12 protein-coding genes and 5 tRNA genes are annotated in these 14615 nt (G+C 70.6%); 4 read left to right on the top strand and 13 right to left on the bottom strand.

Annotated elements, in window-relative coordinates; translation table 11 throughout:
- The first annotated feature begins 91 nt into the window (after window positions 1–91).
- Together cofC and ACGFRB_RS10140 are read left to right on the top strand one after the other, a co-directional pair.
- The gene (cofC, locus tag ACGFRB_RS10145) at window positions 92–709 is read left to right on the top strand and encodes a 2-phospho-L-lactate guanylyltransferase (protein WP_393241571.1); all 618 of its coding nucleotides are present in this window, start codon (window positions 92–94) and stop codon (window positions 707–709) included.
- Between the two features lie 10 nt (window positions 710–719).
- Window positions 720–923, top strand: a complete 204-nt coding sequence (locus ACGFRB_RS10140; protein ID WP_363000930.1) for a hypothetical protein — start codon at window positions 720–722, stop codon at window positions 921–923.
- Window positions 924–1138: 215 nt separating this feature from the next.
- Here the strand turns inward: ACGFRB_RS10140 and ACGFRB_RS10135 are convergent, their stop codons facing one another.
- The 4 genes from ACGFRB_RS10135 to leuC form a co-directional block, all read right to left on the bottom strand.
- A complete protein-coding gene (locus tag ACGFRB_RS10135; RefSeq protein ID WP_393241350.1) occupies window positions 1139–1834 on the bottom strand; it encodes an HU family DNA-binding protein in 696 nt (231 codons plus the stop codon).
- 143 nt (window positions 1835–1977) lie between these two features.
- Complete coding sequence (locus tag ACGFRB_RS10130) at window positions 1978–2205, bottom strand: hypothetical protein (RefSeq protein WP_361224771.1); 228 nt, start codon at window positions 2203–2205, stop codon at window positions 1978–1980.
- Window positions 2206–2309: 104 nt separating this feature from the next.
- Window positions 2310–2903: a 3-isopropylmalate dehydratase small subunit gene (gene leuD / locus ACGFRB_RS10125; RefSeq protein WP_361224774.1), complete on the bottom strand. Its 594-nt coding sequence runs from the start codon at window positions 2901–2903 to the stop codon at window positions 2310–2312.
- 6 nt (window positions 2904–2909) lie between these two features.
- Window positions 2910–4334, bottom strand: a complete 1425-nt coding sequence (gene leuC / locus ACGFRB_RS10120) for a 3-isopropylmalate dehydratase large subunit (RefSeq protein ID WP_393241346.1) — start codon at window positions 4332–4334, stop codon at window positions 2910–2912.
- Window positions 4335–4474: 140 nt separating this feature from the next.
- Here leuC and ndgR point away from each other — a divergent pair, with 140 nt between their 5' ends.
- Complete coding sequence (gene ndgR / locus ACGFRB_RS10115) at window positions 4475–5191, top strand: IclR family transcriptional regulator NdgR (RefSeq protein ID WP_128977462.1); 717 nt, start codon at window positions 4475–4477, stop codon at window positions 5189–5191.
- 358 nt (window positions 5192–5549) lie between these two features.
- On the opposite strand, the gene ACGFRB_RS10110 is transcribed toward ndgR, so the two are convergent.
- The 9 genes from ACGFRB_RS10110 to ACGFRB_RS10070 form a co-directional block, all read right to left on the bottom strand.
- A tRNA-Glu gene (locus tag ACGFRB_RS10110) sits at window positions 5550–5622 on the bottom strand.
- 44 nt (window positions 5623–5666) lie between these two features.
- Window positions 5667–5738, bottom strand: a tRNA-Gln gene (locus tag ACGFRB_RS10105).
- A gap of 19 nt (window positions 5739–5757) precedes the next feature.
- Window positions 5758–5833: transfer RNA gene (locus ACGFRB_RS10100), tRNA-Glu, on the bottom strand.
- Window positions 5834–5894: 61 nt separating this feature from the next.
- Window positions 5895–5967, bottom strand: a tRNA-Glu gene (locus ACGFRB_RS10095).
- A 41-nt stretch (window positions 5968–6008) separates the two neighbouring features.
- Window positions 6009–6080: transfer RNA gene (locus tag ACGFRB_RS10090), tRNA-Gln, on the bottom strand.
- Window positions 6081–6173: 93 nt separating this feature from the next.
- Window positions 6174–6896 (bottom strand): HAD family hydrolase, encoded by a 723-nt coding sequence (locus ACGFRB_RS10085; protein WP_393241343.1) that lies wholly within the window; start codon window positions 6894–6896, stop codon window positions 6174–6176.
- A 133-nt stretch (window positions 6897–7029) separates the two neighbouring features.
- Window positions 7030–8505, bottom strand: a complete 1476-nt coding sequence (gltX, locus tag ACGFRB_RS10080) for a glutamate--tRNA ligase (protein ID WP_393241340.1) — start codon at window positions 8503–8505, stop codon at window positions 7030–7032.
- Window positions 8498–9283 carry a fumarylacetoacetate hydrolase family protein gene (locus ACGFRB_RS10075; RefSeq protein WP_361224786.1) on the bottom strand — a complete coding sequence of 262 codons (786 nt, stop codon included), beginning with the start codon at window positions 9281–9283 and terminating at the stop codon, window positions 8498–8500. The genes gltX and ACGFRB_RS10075 overlap by 8 nt, the downstream gene beginning before the upstream one ends.
- A gap of 317 nt (window positions 9284–9600) precedes the next feature.
- Window positions 9601–9804, bottom strand: coding sequence for a hypothetical protein (locus ACGFRB_RS10070; protein WP_363000943.1), 204 nt, complete (start codon window positions 9802–9804; stop codon window positions 9601–9603).
- A gap of 583 nt (window positions 9805–10387) precedes the next feature.
- Between ACGFRB_RS10070 and ACGFRB_RS10065 the strand changes: the two genes are divergently transcribed.
- Complete coding sequence (locus ACGFRB_RS10065; RefSeq protein WP_393241336.1) at window positions 10388–14611, top strand: nitrate- and nitrite sensing domain-containing protein; 4224 nt, start codon at window positions 10388–10390, stop codon at window positions 14609–14611.
- Window positions 14612–14615 lie beyond the last annotated feature (4 nt).

Here is a 14615-nt window from a genome sequence, read left to right as displayed (position 1 = left end):
TGACTTCCCTGGCGGCTTTCCCGGTGGCTCCCCCGGCGGTTTCCCCGGTGTTGGCGCGGAAGGCCGGGCGGACGCGGACGCCGGGTGGTCCCTGGTCGTCCCGCTGAAGCCGCTGGTGCGGGCCAAGAGCAGGCTGGCCGCGGCCGTGGGGGGCGCGTTGCGCGGGCGGTTGGCACTGGCCTTCGCCGAGGACACGGTGGCGGCGGTGCTGGCCTGTGCCGGGGTACGGGATGTGGTGGTCGTCACGGACGATCCGGACGCTTCGGCGGCCTTGGCGGCGCTGGGCGCGCGGATCGTGCCCGATCCGCCGGGCGGCGGGCTCAACGCGGCGCTGGCGCACGGGGCCCGTGCGGTGCGGGCGCGGCGGCCGACGGCGCGGGTGGCGGCTCTGAACGCGGACCTTCCGGCGCTGCGTCCGGCCGAGCTGGCCCGGGTGCTCACGGTCGCGGGGCAATTTCCGCGGGCATTTCTCGCGGACGCCGCCGAAATCGGGACGACTTTCCTCTCGGCGAGTCCGGGTACGGAATTGGAACCGGCTTTCGGGGGCGCTTCACGGGAGCGGCATTTTTCGTCGGGGGCGGTGGAAATCCGGCTCGCGGGGGTGGATTCCGTACGCCGGGACGTGGACACCGGCGAGGACCTGGCGGCGGCCCTGGCGCTGGGGGTGGGGCCGCGGACGGCGGCCCGGTGGCCGCGGACGGCCGGATAGGCTGCCCGGCATGCAGGCGACCGCGTACACATACGACCCCGAGACCCGCAGCGGCAGTGTGCTGCTCGACGACGGCACCCCGGTGGAGTTCGGGGCGGAGGCGTTCGCGGCGGGCGGACTGCGGTTGCTGCGTCCGGGGCAGCGGGTGCGGATCGAGACGTCGGGCGAGGGCCCGGCGGCGCGGATCACGCTGGTGACGCTGCAGACGTTCTAGACGTTCCGGAGGACAGCCCGGGGCGGCCCGGGGCCCGTCCCCGCACGGGTAAAGCCGTGCGCTGCCGGCCGTACGGGCCGCGGGGCCGCAGAAGCCCCGTACGAGCCTCGTACGGGCGCCCTACGCCCTGGGCCCGGCCCCTGGCCCGGACACACCGCGGGCCGGGCTCCCTGTGCAAGGAGCCCGGCCCGGCGTGTGAGCGCTCGCCGTCGCGCTTACTTCTTCGCGGCGGTCTTCTTCGCGGTGGTCTTGCGCGCCGTCGTCTTCTTGGCGGGCGCCTTCTTCGCGGTGGCCTTCTTCGCCGGCGCCGTCTTCTTGGCCGTGGTGGCCTTCTTGGCGGCGGGCGCGGCCTTCTTGGCCGTGGTGGCCTTCTTGGTGGCCGTGGTGGCCGTGGTGGCCTTCTTCGCCGCGGCGGTGGTGGTCTTCTTCGCCGCCGTGGTCGTCGCCTTCTTGGCGGCGGCCGTGGTCTTCTTGACCGCGGTCGTCTTCTTGGCGGCCGTGGTCTTCTTCGCGGCGGCCTTCTTGGCGCTGGTGGCCTTCTTCGCGGCGGCCTTCTTGACGGTGGCGGAGGCGCCACCGGTCAGGCTGCCCTTCGGGGCCTTCTTGACGGAGACCTCGCCGCCCTTGGGGAGCTTCTTCGAGCCGGCGACCAGGTCCTTGAAGCCCTGACCCGCGCGGAAGCGCGGCACGGAGGTCTTCTTGACCCGGACGCGCTCACCCGTCTGCGGGTTGCGGGCGTAGCGGGCGGGACGGTCGACCTTCTCGAACGACCCGAACCCGGTGACCGACACACGGTCCCCGGCGACCACGGCGCGCACGATGGCGTCGAGCACGTGGTCGACGGCTTCGGCGGCCTGCTGGCGACCGCCCAACTTGTCGGCAATCGCTTCTACGAGCTGCGCCTTGTTCACGTCTTCCCCTTCGGAGACTTTGCCCGAACGAAAGTGTTCAAGCTTTTTCGCACGTTAGGCATGTATATACCGCAAATCAAACACGAAACGGTCTAATCACCCTAGTGCCGCAACGCGGAAGTTCCGTTGCGGAGTTCCGGGTGTCAGTCGCCTTCAGGGAATCGGCCCTCGTCGAGGTCCTTCATCAACCGGTCCAGACGCGTTGCCGCGTCCGCGAGATCGTGCTTCGCCGCGGCCGTGACGACCAGCAGCTTCCGGGACAGCGCCATCCTTACGCCCTCCGGGACTTGCAGTGCGCGCACTCTTGTATGCGCAACCTTCAATCGGGCGGCGACTGCCTCGTAGAGCTCGAGTTGGCTGTCGCGTTCCATGCACCGATTGTGCCATCTGGGGCGAGTTGTCGCCCTACTGGGGCCCAACAAGCGACTGCGCCCCCCACCGGGCGGTGGAGGGCGCAGTACCGGAAAAGCGCTGCTCAGACCGTAATTGTACGGGGTTTGAAGGCCGGCCTCGCAGCCTCGTAGGCGGCGATGTCCGCTTCGTTCTGAAGGGTGAGGCCGATGTCGTCCAGACCGTTCAGGAGCCGCCAGCGGGCGTTCTCGTCGAGCTCGAAGTCGGCGTCGACCCCGGCGGCGAGGACCTTGCGGGCCTGGAGGTCGACGGTGATCTCGGCGGTCGGGTCGGCCTCCGTCAACTCCCACAGGGCGTCGACGACGTCCTGCGGCAGGACGACGGTCAGCAGGCCGTTCTTCAGCGAGTTGCCGCGGAAGATGTCGGCGAACCGGGAGGAGATCACGGTCTTGAAGCCGTAGTTCTGCAGCGCCCAGACCGCGTGCTCACGGGAGGAGCCGGTGCCGAAGTCGGGTCCGGCCACCAGGACGGTGGCACCCTGCCGCTCCGGGCGGTTCATGACGAACTCCGGGTCCTTGCGCCAGGCCTCGAACAGGCCGTCCTCGAAGCCGTCGCGGGTGACCTTCTTCAGCCAGTGCGCCGGGATGATCTGGTCGGTGTCGACGTTGCCGCGGCGCAGCGGGACGGCGCGGCCGGTGTGCGTGGTGAAAGCTTCCATGACTCCTCAGACCCCCGCGGGAGTGGCGACGTCGGACAGATCGGCCGGGGAGGCCAGCCGGCCGAGGACGGCGGTGGCGGCGGCGACCTGGGGGGAGACCAGGTGGGTACGGCCGCCCTTGCCCTGCCGGCCCTCGAAGTTGCGGTTGGAGGTGGACGCGGAACGCTCACCGGGGGCCAGTTGGTCGGGGTTCATGCCGAGGCACATCGAGCAGCCCGCGTGCCGCCATTCGGCGCCGGCCTCCTTGAAGACCTTGTCCAGGCCCTCTTCGACGGCCTGCAGGGCGACCCGGACCGAGCCGGGGACGACCAGCATGCGGACACTTCCGGCGACCTTCCGGCCCCGCAGCAGGTCGGCGACGGCCCGCAGGTCCTCGATGCGGCCGTTGGTGCAAGAGCCTACGAAGACGGTGTCGACGGCGATCGAGCGCAGCGGCTGCCCGGCGGTCAACCCCATGTATTCCAGGGCCTTTTCGGCGGCGAGGCGCTCCGATGCGTCTTCGTACGAAGCCGGGTCGGGGACATTGGCGGAAAGCGGTGCGCCTTGGCCGGGGTTGGTGCCCCAGGTGACGAACGGCGCCAGTGCGGCGGCGTCGATGACGACCTCGGCGTCGAAGACGGCGTCCTCGTCGGTGCGCAGCGTCTTCCAGTACGCGACGGCGGCGTCCCAGTCCTCGCCCTCGGGGGCGTGGGCACGGCCCTTCAGGTAGGCGAAGGTGGTCTCGTCGGGGGCGATCATGCCCGCGCGGGCGCCGGCCTCGATGGACATGTTGCAGATGGTCATCCGGGCTTCCATCGAGAGCTTCTCGATGGCGCTGCCGCGGTACTCCAGGATGTAGCCCTGGCCGCCGCCGGTGCCGATCTTCGCGATGATCGCCAGGATCAGGTCCTTGGCCGTGACGTCCTCGGGCAGTTCGCCGTCGATCGTGATGGCCATGGTCTTCGGGCGGGCCAGCGGCAGCGTCTGGGTGGCGAGGACGTGCTCGACCTGGCTGGTGCCGATGCCGAACGCCAGCGCGCCGAAGGCGCCGTGGGTGGAGGTGTGCGAGTCGCCGCAGACCACCGTGGTGCCGGGCTGGGTCAGCCCCAGCTGCGGTCCCACCACGTGGACGACGCCCTGCTCGACATCGCCGAGCGGGTGCAGCCGGACGCCGAACTCGGCGCAGTTCTTGCGCAGGGTCTCCAACTGGACCCGGGAGACCGGGTCGGCGATCGGCTTGTCGATGTCGAGGGTGGGGGTGTTGTGGTCCTCGGTGGCCAGGGTCAGGTCGAGCCTGCGCACCCGCCTGCCGCTGAGCCGCAGCCCGTCGAAGGCCTGGGGGCTGGTCACCTCGTGCAGCAGGTGAAGGTCGATGAAGAGGAGATCGGGCTCGCCTTCGGCGCGCCGGACGACATGGTCGTCCCAGACCTTCTCCGCGAGTGTCCTGCCCATCGCTTTCCCTCCGGCCGGCGGTCACGCCGGCAGCACTAGAGACCTGTTGCGCGGTCCGTCGTGCGGCCGCTTCACCAGAGTGACGCGTTCGCGGGAAAATTGAACTTGCGTTTCACAGAGTGAGACGAGAGTATCGTTTCATGGACAACTCTAGCGGCGTGGGCGTTCTCGACAAGGCAGCCCTTGTCCTGAGCGCTCTGGAGTCCGGTCCGGCCACCCTCGCAGGTCTGGTCGCGGCGACGGGACTCGCACGACCCACGGCACACCGACTGGCCGTGGCACTCGAACACCACCGGATGGTGGCCCGCGACATGCAGGGCCGGTTCATCCTCGGCCCGCGGCTCGCGGAACTGGCCGCGGCGGCCGGCGAGGACCGGCTGCTCGCGACCGCCGGACCGGTACTGACGCATCTGCGCGACGTCACCGGCGAAAGCGCCCAGCTCTACCGGCGCCAAGGCGACATGCGGATCTGCGTGGCGGCCGCCGAGCGGCTGTCCGGCCTGCGGGACACCGTCCCCGTCGGCTCCACACTGACGATGAAGGCCGGCTCGTCCGCGCAGATCCTGATGGCCTGGGAAGAGCCCGAGCGGCTGCACCGAGGCCTGCAGGGAGCCCGCTTCACCGCGACGGCCCTGTCGGGCGTACGGCGCCGCGGCTGGGCCCAGTCCATCGGCGAGCGTGAACCGGGCGTCGCGTCCGTCTCCGCGCCCGTACGCGGCCCCTCGAACCGCGTGGTGGCCGCCGTATCGGTCTCCGGCCCGATCGAACGCCTCACCCGCCACCCCGGCCGCATGCACGCCCAGGCCGTCATCGACGCCGCCGCGCGCCTGACCGAGGCACTGCGCCGCAACGGCTGAACCCGGCCGCGCGTCTGCTCCTCTGCTCCTACGCTTCTTCGCTTCTTCGAACCTCGTACGTACCGGCTCACCGCTCCAACGCCGCAGCGGTGGGCCGGACTTGTTTTTTGGGGTGAGGCTTACGCGAGTACGGGGGTTGGCGTGTGGCCCGCACGTAAGCGCGGCGGTTGGGGGCTGGGGCTGTGCGTAAGCGAGACGGCTGGTGTGCGGCCCGCACGTGCGCGACGCGGCTACGGGTGAGCCCGCTCCGGTTCCGCAACGGCAGGTACCCGGGCCGCAGTTGGCGGTGGCCAAGGGTCCCCCACTGCCACGACAACGAAGAAGCCCTCCCCCGAAGGGAAGGGCTTCTTCTTTCTTGTACCCCCGACCGGATTCGAACCGGCGCTACCGCCTTGAGAGGGCGGCGTGCTAGGCCGCTACACAACGGGGGCAAGATATGTCATCACGCGAGAAACTCTTGTGATGTTGTACTGCGCTGGCCTACCTGGACTCGAACCAAGACTAACTGAACCAGAATCAGTCGTGCTGCCAATTACACCATAGGCCACTGGTTATTGAAGACCAGTTGGTACCCCCGACCGGATTCGAACCGGCGCTACTGCCTTGAGAGGGCAGCGTGCTAGGCCGCTACACAACGGGGGCCCTAGCGATCCTGCATCAGTATCACCGGGAGCTACCCAAGTGACCCTGCGGGAAGGATCTGTACCCCCGACCGGATTCGAACCGGCGCTACCGCCTTGAGAGGGCGGCGTGCTAGGCCGCTACACAACGGGGGCGTGTGGATGATTATTCCACAGTTGCAGATGAGCTCTGCGAGCTGGCCTACCTGGACTCGAACCAAGACTAACTGAACCAGAATCAGTCGTGCTGCCAATTACACCATAGGCCACCGGAACTTGATCCCTTCGAGAAGGGCTCTTGCTCGGCTTGCGCTTCGGGCTTCCGGCCTTTCGGCCTGTCCCCCTCGGCGACAAGAAGAACATTACCCGATGGTTCCCGGTGCTCCAAAACGGGTATGCCCCCGCAGCACCCCGGGAAGCTGGTCGAGGCCGGTGATCCGGTGCAGCTCGGGGCGTCCGCCGCCGTCGGCGCGATCCAGCCAGATGCCGAGCAGCCCCGCCTCGGCCGCGCCCCGGGCGTCGATGTCGGGGTGGTCCCCGACATACGCCACCTCCCCCGGCGCGAGCCCCAGAGCCGTGCACGCGGCGTGGAAGGCCTCGGCGGCCGGCTTGGCCACCCCGAGCTCGGCCGCGCACAGGACGGCCTCGAAGCGGTCCCGTACGCCGAGCGCGCGCAGCTTGTGGTCCTGGTTGAGGATGCTGGAGTTCGACAGGACCCCGTGCCGGTAGTCGCGGGCCAGCAGGTCGAGAACGGGCACGGCGTCCGGGAACAGCTCCCAGGCGGCCTCGTAGTGGGCCACGTACCGCTCGTACCAGCCGTCGGCCGCCTCCGGGGCCATCCCGGGTTCCCCCAGGAAGTCGCGCACCCGCTCGCGGCGCTGGTCCAGGAAGTCCACCCCACCGGCCTCGAAGCGCCGCCAGTGCAGCACGGTGAGTTCCTTCCACCGCCCGAGGGCCTGCTCGACCGACGCGTACCCGCCACAGAGCCCCTCGGTGGCGAGATGGGCCCGCATCCCGGCGTGATCGGCGCGCGCGTAGTCGAAGAGTGTGTCGTCGATGTCCCAGAGGACCGCGCGGATGGCCATGGATCGACGGTACCGCCGCCACGGCGGCCGGGCCGGGGGAATCGGACACCCGGGTCCGGGAAACGACCGGGAAACGCCTCGGGGGCGGCACCCGGGAGATTCCGGGTGCCGCCCCGAGGACGGAGAGCGACGCTTACGCGGCGAGCTTCGCCAGGGCCGCGTCGATGCGGGCCAGGGCCTTGTCCTGGCCCAGGATCTGGAGCGACTCGAAGAGCGGCAGACCGACCGTACGGCCGGTGACGGCCACGCGGACCGGGGCCTGGGCCTTGCCGAGCTTGAGGCCGTGGGCCTCGCCGGCGGCCAGGACGGCGTTCTTCAGCGCCTCGGCGTCGTTCCAGTCGGCCGCCGCCAGCTTCTCGCGGGCGGTGGTGAGGAGCGCGGCGGGCTCGCCCTTCATCGCCTTGTCCCACGAAGCCTGGTCGAAGACCGGCTCCGCGAGGAACAGGAAGTCGACGTTGGCCGTGATCTCGGACAGGACGGTGAGCCGGGTCTGGGCGTACGGCGCGATGGCCTCCCAGGCGGCCTGGTCGAAGTCCTCCGGCGCCCAGGGGGCGTGCGGGGCCTGGAGCCAGGGCTCGCAGGCCGCGGCGAAGGCCTTCACGTCCAGCATGCGGATGTGGTCCGCGTTGATGGACTCGGCCTTCTTCAGGTCGAAGCGGGCCGGGTTGGCGTTGACGTCCGCGATGTCGAACTTCTCCACCATCTCGGGGAGGGTGAACAGGTCGCGGTCGGCGGAGAAGGACCAGCCGAGCAGCGACAGGTAGTTCAGCAGGCCCTCGGGGAGGAAGCCGCGCTCCCGGTAGAGGTTGAGGGCGGACTGCGGGTCGCGCTTGGAGAGCTTCTTGTTGCCCTCGCCCATGACGTACGGGAGGTGGCCGAAGGCCGGGATCTCCTTGGCGATGCCCAGCTCCATGAGCGCCTTGTAGAGGGCGATCTGGCGCGGGGTGGAGGAGAGCAGGTCCTCGCCGCGCAGGACGTGGGTGATCTCCATCAGGGCGTCGTCGACGGGGTTGACCAGGGTGTACAGCGGGGCGCCGTTGGCGCGCACGATGCCGTAGTCCGGGACGTTCTCCGGGGTGAAGGTGAGTTCACCGCGGACGAGGTCGGTGAAGGTGATCGTCTCGTCCGGCATCCGGAAGCGGACGATGGCCTCGCGGCCCTCGGCCTTGTACTGCTCGACCTGCTCGGCGGACAGCTCGCGGCAGTGGCCGTCGTAGCCGGAGGGGCGGCCGGCTGCGCGGGCGGCCTCGCGGCGCTCGTCCAGCTCGGTCGCGGTGCAGTAGCAGTGGTACGCGTAGCCGCCGGCGAGCAGCTTGTCGGCCACGTCCTTGTAGATGTCCATCCGCTGGGACTGCCGGTACGGCGGGTGCGGACCGCCGACCTCGGGGCCCTCGTCCCAGTCCAGGCCGAGCCAGCGCAGCGAGTCGAGCAGCTGGTTGTACGACTCCTCGGAGTCGCGGGCCGCGTCGGTGTCCTCGATACGGAAGACCATGGTGCCCTGGTTGTGCCGGGCGAAGGCCCAGTTGAACAGGGCGGTGCGGACCAGGCCGACATGGGGGTTGCCGGTCGGGGAGGGACAGAAACGGACGCGGATGTGGGCGTTAGCCACGCTTGATCACCCTATTGGTGAGAGTGCCGATGCCTTCGATGGTGACGGCGACCTCGTCGCCGACGTTGAGGGGGCCGACCCCGGCGGGGGTGCCGGTGAGGATGACGTCGCCGGGGAGCAGCGTCATGGCCTCGGTGATGTGGACGACCAGGTCCTCGATGGAGCGGATCATGTCGCTCGTACGACCGAGCTGGCGCTGTTCGCCGTTGACCGTGGCCTGGATGGTCAGGTCGCTCGGGTCGAGGTCGGTCTCCACCCAGGGCCCCAGCGGGCAGGAGGTGTCGAAGCCCTTCGCGCGGGACCACTGGGCCTCGCGCTTTTGGACGTCGCGGGCGGTGACGTCGTTGGCACAGGTGTAGCCGAAGACGACGTCCTTGACGCGCTCGCGGGGCACTTCACGGCACATGCGGCCGATGACCACGGCCAGTTCGGCCTCGTGGTGCAGCTCGTTGGAGAAGGAGGGGTACTCGATGGCGTCGCCGGGGCCGATGACGGAGGTGGTGGGCTTGAAGAAAGCCACCGGGACCTCGGGGACCTCGTTGCCCAGTTCCTTGGCGTGCTCCGCGTAGTTGCGGCCGATGGCCACGACCTTGTTGGGGAGTACGGGCGGCAGGAGCCTGACCTTGCTCAGCGGGACCTTGGTGCCGCTGAGCTCGAAGTCCGTGTACGGGATGCCCTTGATGATGTCGAGGACGAGGCCGCCGGACTCGACGGTTCCCTCGCCTTCGACCGCGCCGAAGGCGACATTGCCGTCGATGGAGAATCTGGCGATGCGCACGAGTGCTGTCGCCCCTCACTTGATGCTGGCTGGAGTCTGACGCTCCAGGCTAACGCGCGGCGAGGGGCGGACCGGCGGATTTGGGGCCTGTCCGGCGGATCAGGGTCGGATAGGCCGGGGCGTCTGGTGCATGGGGTCTCCCCAGGCCCGCCAGGGCCCAGGGGACGCAAGGCAAGGCGCCGGAGTGCCTTGATAGCGGAGCTATTCAGGCAGTTCGGCAACGCAGCCAGGCGCCGTGCCAGGCGTCACGGCCCCGGCCAAGATCTGCCGGACAGGCCCCCTGGTCCGCCCTGCGGCCACCGGACGTCGCGGGACGACTACTCGGCGGGCAGGTACGCGGGCACGTGCGGCGCGGGGGCCGTCATGAGGATGGTGCGGCGCGGGTTGGCCGTGACGGCCGGCAGGGTCGCGGCGTACTCGGGCTGGGCACCCCGGCCGAGTTCGGCCGCGTCCTCAAGGTGGGCGAGGGTCGAGCGGCGGGGGTTGGCCGTAACGGCGGGAAGTGCGGAGGGCGTCGTCATCGCGGTGTCGGACCTTTGTCTGCGGCGGGACGCGCCCTGAAGGGCGCGTAGGACGTGCTGCCCATTCTGTAAAGCGTCAGGCTAAACATGCAATTCCCTTCGAATGCATGGTTGATCCAACAAACTGTGTGTGATTTTGCTCACCATGATGTGAACAAATAGGGCATTACGCACCGCAACCCTTGGTCACCGAAACAGACATTCCCGTACCGAATGATCCATTCCGCTCCTGATCGTCGCGACTGGGACACCCCCGAGGCCTCTTGATTTAGTCACGGTATGACCGTTTCCTCCGTGATCATCTTCTACACGCGGTGACTCCCCGCACACATGTCGTCATCCCCGCCCCGGCCTGCCGTGCGGCCCTTGTTGGAGATCCGCCACTGTGCTGGAATTCCGGCACCGCCGCGGGTTTCCAAGACTGGCGCGCAAAGGGCGCGACGAGCGCCGGCCGAGTGGCGGGACAGGGGGATCCGCGCCGGTCACCGACGACCACCACGGGGGGCTGACCGGCTCCCCACGACGCCGACACCGTCCTCTCCGTTCATCCGGGGGGACGCCTGGTCCAGAGGTTGCGACGCTAGTGCAGGGACGTTTCAAGAGGGATGGCACGGGCTCTTCCCAGGCCCGCAAGGGACGAGGGGAAGCTCCGGCGGAGCAGGAACCGCGTGCCGGGACCCAGCACGGATCCCCTGCGCCACACCCGCAGCACCCGGATCCCCAGGGCGGGAACGGACCCGGCCGCAAGGGCAAGGACGGCCCCGACCGCAAGGGCAAGGGCAAGGGCAAGGGCGGTGACGGCCCCGGCCGCCCCGCCGCTCCCCTCGGCACCGGCCGCCCCGCAGGCCCCGAGAAGAGCGCCGGCGGTACCGCCGAGGACGCCGTCTCCGAGCACGCACCGCTTCCCGACCTTCAGTCCGAGGCCCAGGTCGGGCCGCGAATAGCCCTGCGCAACTGGCGCATCTCCACGCGCCTGGTGGCCCTGCTGACCCTCCCCGTGGTCGCGGCCACCAGCCTCGGCGGCATTCGTATCAGCGAGTCGCTGCAGGACATGGACCAGCTGGAGCAGATGCAGCTGCTCACCAAGCTGACCAAGGAAGCCACCAACTTCGCCGAGGCGCTCCAGGAGGAGCGCGGTCTGTCGGCCGGTCCGCTCGCCAACGGCAAGAGCGCCGGCGACTATCAGGTCGCCAACCCGCGCAAGAAGACCGACCGCGCGTACAAGGCGTTCCTCGACGCCACCAAGGGCATCTCGGACACCAGCAGCGACGAGTCGGTGCGCAGCATCCGCTCGAACGTCAACCAGATCGCCTCGCAGGTCAGCGCGCTGGGCTCGATCCGCTCCACCGCGTACGAGGAAGGCATCGCCAAGTCGGTGACGGTCGAGGCGTACAGCCGCCTCATCCGTTCCCTGCTCAGCCTGTCCCAGGACATGGCCCAGGCGACCAGCAACTCGGAGATGATCAAGCGGACCCGCGCGCTCGCCGCGTTCTCGTCCGCCAAGGAGTACGCCTCCATCCAGGAAGCGATCATCGCCTCCTCGCTGCCGCCGAACGACAGCCGCCCGGCCAACCTCCAGCTCAGCGACCGGCTTTACGGTGAAGCCGCGCAGAGCTCCGAGGACGTCGAGCTCAAGTCCTTCAAGCTGATCTACGAGTCGACCGGCGGCGACTCCGAGGATCTGACGGCCTCGCTGTTCAACGGCGACCCGTCGATCGAGGCGGCCGACAACTACGCCCGGCGTCTGCTGAAGTCGACCCGCGGCCTGCCGGACGTGAAGCGCGGTCACCTGAACTTCACCGACGAGTACGGCACCAAGATGACCGCGATGAAGCGCATCGAGGCCGACCTCCTCGGAAAGATGGAGACCGAGGCCCGTGAGCTGAAGCAGGCGTCGAAGCGCGAAGCCATCATCAACGGTGCGCTGATCCTCCTCGTCCTCGGCGTCTCCCTCGTCGGCGCGTTCGTCGTGGCCCGGTCCATGATCCGGTCGCTGCGCCGGCTCCAGGACACCGCGACCAAGGTCGCCCAGGACCGACTGCCCGAGCTGGTCAAGCAGCTCTCCGAGTCCGACCCGCAGGACGTCGACACCTCCGTCGAGTCCGTCGGTGTGCACTCCCGCGACGAGATCGGCCAGGTGGCCGCAGCCTTCGACGAGGTGCACCGCGAGGCGGTCCGGCTCGCCGCCGAGCAGGCCCTCCTCCGGGGCAACGTCAACGCGATGTTCACCAACCTCTCGCGCCGTTCGCAGGGCCTCATCCAGCGTCAGCTCTCGCTCATCTCCGAACTGGAGTCCCGCGAGGCCGACCCGGACCAGCTGTCGTCGCTGTTCAAGCTCGACCACCTCGCGACCCGTATGCGCCGTAACGGCGAAAACCTCCTCGTCCTCGCCGGTGAGGAGCCGGGCCGTCGCTGGACCCGGCCGGTCCCGCTGGTCGACGTCCTGCGTGCCGCCGCCTCCGAGGTGGAGCAGTACGAGCGCATCGAGCTGGCCTCGGTCCCCGCGACCGATGTCGCCGGCCGCGTCGTCAACGACCTCGTGCACCTCCTCGCCGAGCTGCTCGAGAACGCCACCTCGTTCTCCTCCCCGCAGACCAAGGTCCGCGTCACCGGTCACGCGCTGCCCGACGGCCGGGTGCTCGTCGAGATCCACGACACCGGTATCGGTCTGTCCCCCGAGGACCTGGCCGCGATCAACGAGCGGCTCGCCTCGCCGCCCACCGTGGACGTTTCGGTCTCCCGCCGCATGGGTCTGTTCGTGGTCGGCCGGCTGTCCCTGCGACACGGCATCCGGATCCAGCTGCGCCCGTCCGACTCGGGCGGCACCACCGCGCTCGTCATGCTCCCCGTCGACGTCGCCCACGGCGGCAAGAAGCCCGCGCCCAAGGCCGGTCAGCCCGGCGGCCAGAACGGTGCCCCGCAGGGCCAGGCCCCCCAGGGCGGCCGGCTCGCCGGCGGTCCCGGCGCGGCCGCGGCGCTCGGCGGCGGACGTCCGGGGGGCCAGGGTGCGCCCGGCGGCCGGCTCGGTGCCGGCCCGGCGCGCGGTGCGCTGCCCAGCCGGGACGCGCAGCGCCCGAACTCCCCGCAGCCGCAGGGTCCGAACCTCTTCGAGGAGCGTTCGCAGGTGCCCGCGCCCGTCCAGGCGCAGGCCCAGGGACCGGGTCAGCTTCAGGGCCAGGGTCAGGGACCGGGTCAGGGACCGGGTCAGGGTCAGGGCCGGCAGCAGGACCGCTACCAGGACCGCGGCGCCTCGGGCCCGGAGACCGCGCAGATGCCGCCGGTTCCGGCCGAGCCGCAGGGTCCGGGGGCCGGTGCCGGAGTGCCCGGCGGGTTCGGCGGCGGCGCGCAGAGCGCGATCCCGTCCCGTACCGACATCTGGGGCGGCCAGGACACCCGGCCGGGCCGGCAGGCCCAGGCCCCGCAGGCCCCGCAGATGCCGCAGGCGCAGCAGGGGGCCCGGCCTCCGCTGGAGCCGCGCCCGGCGGCGGCGGACGGCTTCCCGCGCGCCGAGCTGCCCGGCGGTACCCCCGACCGGCAGGCCCAGCAGCCGCAGGCGCCGCGTCCGCAGGCCACCAGCTGGGGCAACGACCAGATGCAGCCGGTCCGCCGGCCGCAGCAGGACATGAGTCCGCTGGACGCGCCGCGCGGTCACGACGACCCGGAGAGCACGGGCGGCTACGCGCTGCCCGGCGTCCCCGACGGTCCCGGTTCCACCGGCCAGTTCGCCCGTCCCGACTTCGGCGCTCCGGCTCCGCAGGCCCAGGCCCCGCAGGGCTACCAGGCCGGCGGCCAGGACCCGGCGTCCACGGCGGGGTTCCCGCGCCCGGAGTTCGGTGCCCCGCCGCAGGCTCCGCAGCAGCAGGCGTACGGTCACCAGCCGTTCGTCCCGCAGGCCCAGGTGCCGCAGCAGCCCCCGACCCCGTACGGCCAGCCGCAGGCCCAGCAGACCCCGACCCCGTACGGTCAGCCGCAGGCCCAGGCCCAGACTCCGTACGGTCAGCCGCAGGCGCAGGCCCCGGTCCCGTACGCCCAGGAGCAGGCCCAGGCCCCCGCGCCGCGCCAGCGGACCGCGAACGAGCCGGCCCCGCAGCAGCAGGCACAGCAGCCGCAGCTTCAGCAGCCACGCCGCCCCGAGGCGCTTCCTCCGGCGCCCTCGCAGGGTGGCGGCGAGATGCGGACCCCGCTGTTCGACACGCTGGAGACCGACTGGCACCGCCAGGAGCAGGGCCAGGCTCCCCAGCAGCCGCAGGCACAGCAGGGCCGTCCGCAGCACCAGGCTCAGCAGGCACAGCAGGCGCAGCACCAGGCGCAGCAGGGTTACGGCCAGGGCTACCAGGCCCCGCAGCCCGCCGCCCCGGCTCCGGCCCAGCCCCAGGCTCCGGCTCCGGCTCCGGCCGCGCCTTCGCTGCCGGACGTCGAGCAGACCATGCAGAACCCGGTCTTCCCGTCGGCCGAGCAGACCGCCCCGGCGGCCCCGCAGCAGGCCGAGGCTCCGCAGCAGGGCGGTTCGGCCGCCTGGCGGACCTCGCCGAACGACGAACTGGTGCGCCAGGCCGAGCGGGTGCGCAAGCCCGCGGCCGGCGGTGTCACCACCTCCGGGCTCCCGCGGCGCGTGCCGCGGGCCAACCTCGTGCCCGGGACCGCCCAGGAGCAGGCCCCCACGGCCGGCCCCCAGGTGTCCCGCGCACCCGACGACGTCCGCGGCCGGCTCACCAATCTGCGCCGCGGTATCCAGCAGGGCCGCCAGGCGGGTAACCCGAACACGGGTTCCTTCGACCTCGGCCCGAACCAGCAGCAGGAGCGTTAGTTGA

The sequence above is a fragment of the Streptomyces sp. NPDC048718 genome (genome assembly GCF_043198875.1).
Classification (GTDB): Bacteria; Actinomycetota; Actinomycetes; order Streptomycetales; family Streptomycetaceae; genus Streptomyces.
The sequence above is the reverse complement of the archived record's forward strand: the minus strand, read 5'-3'. Positions and strand labels throughout refer to the sequence as shown.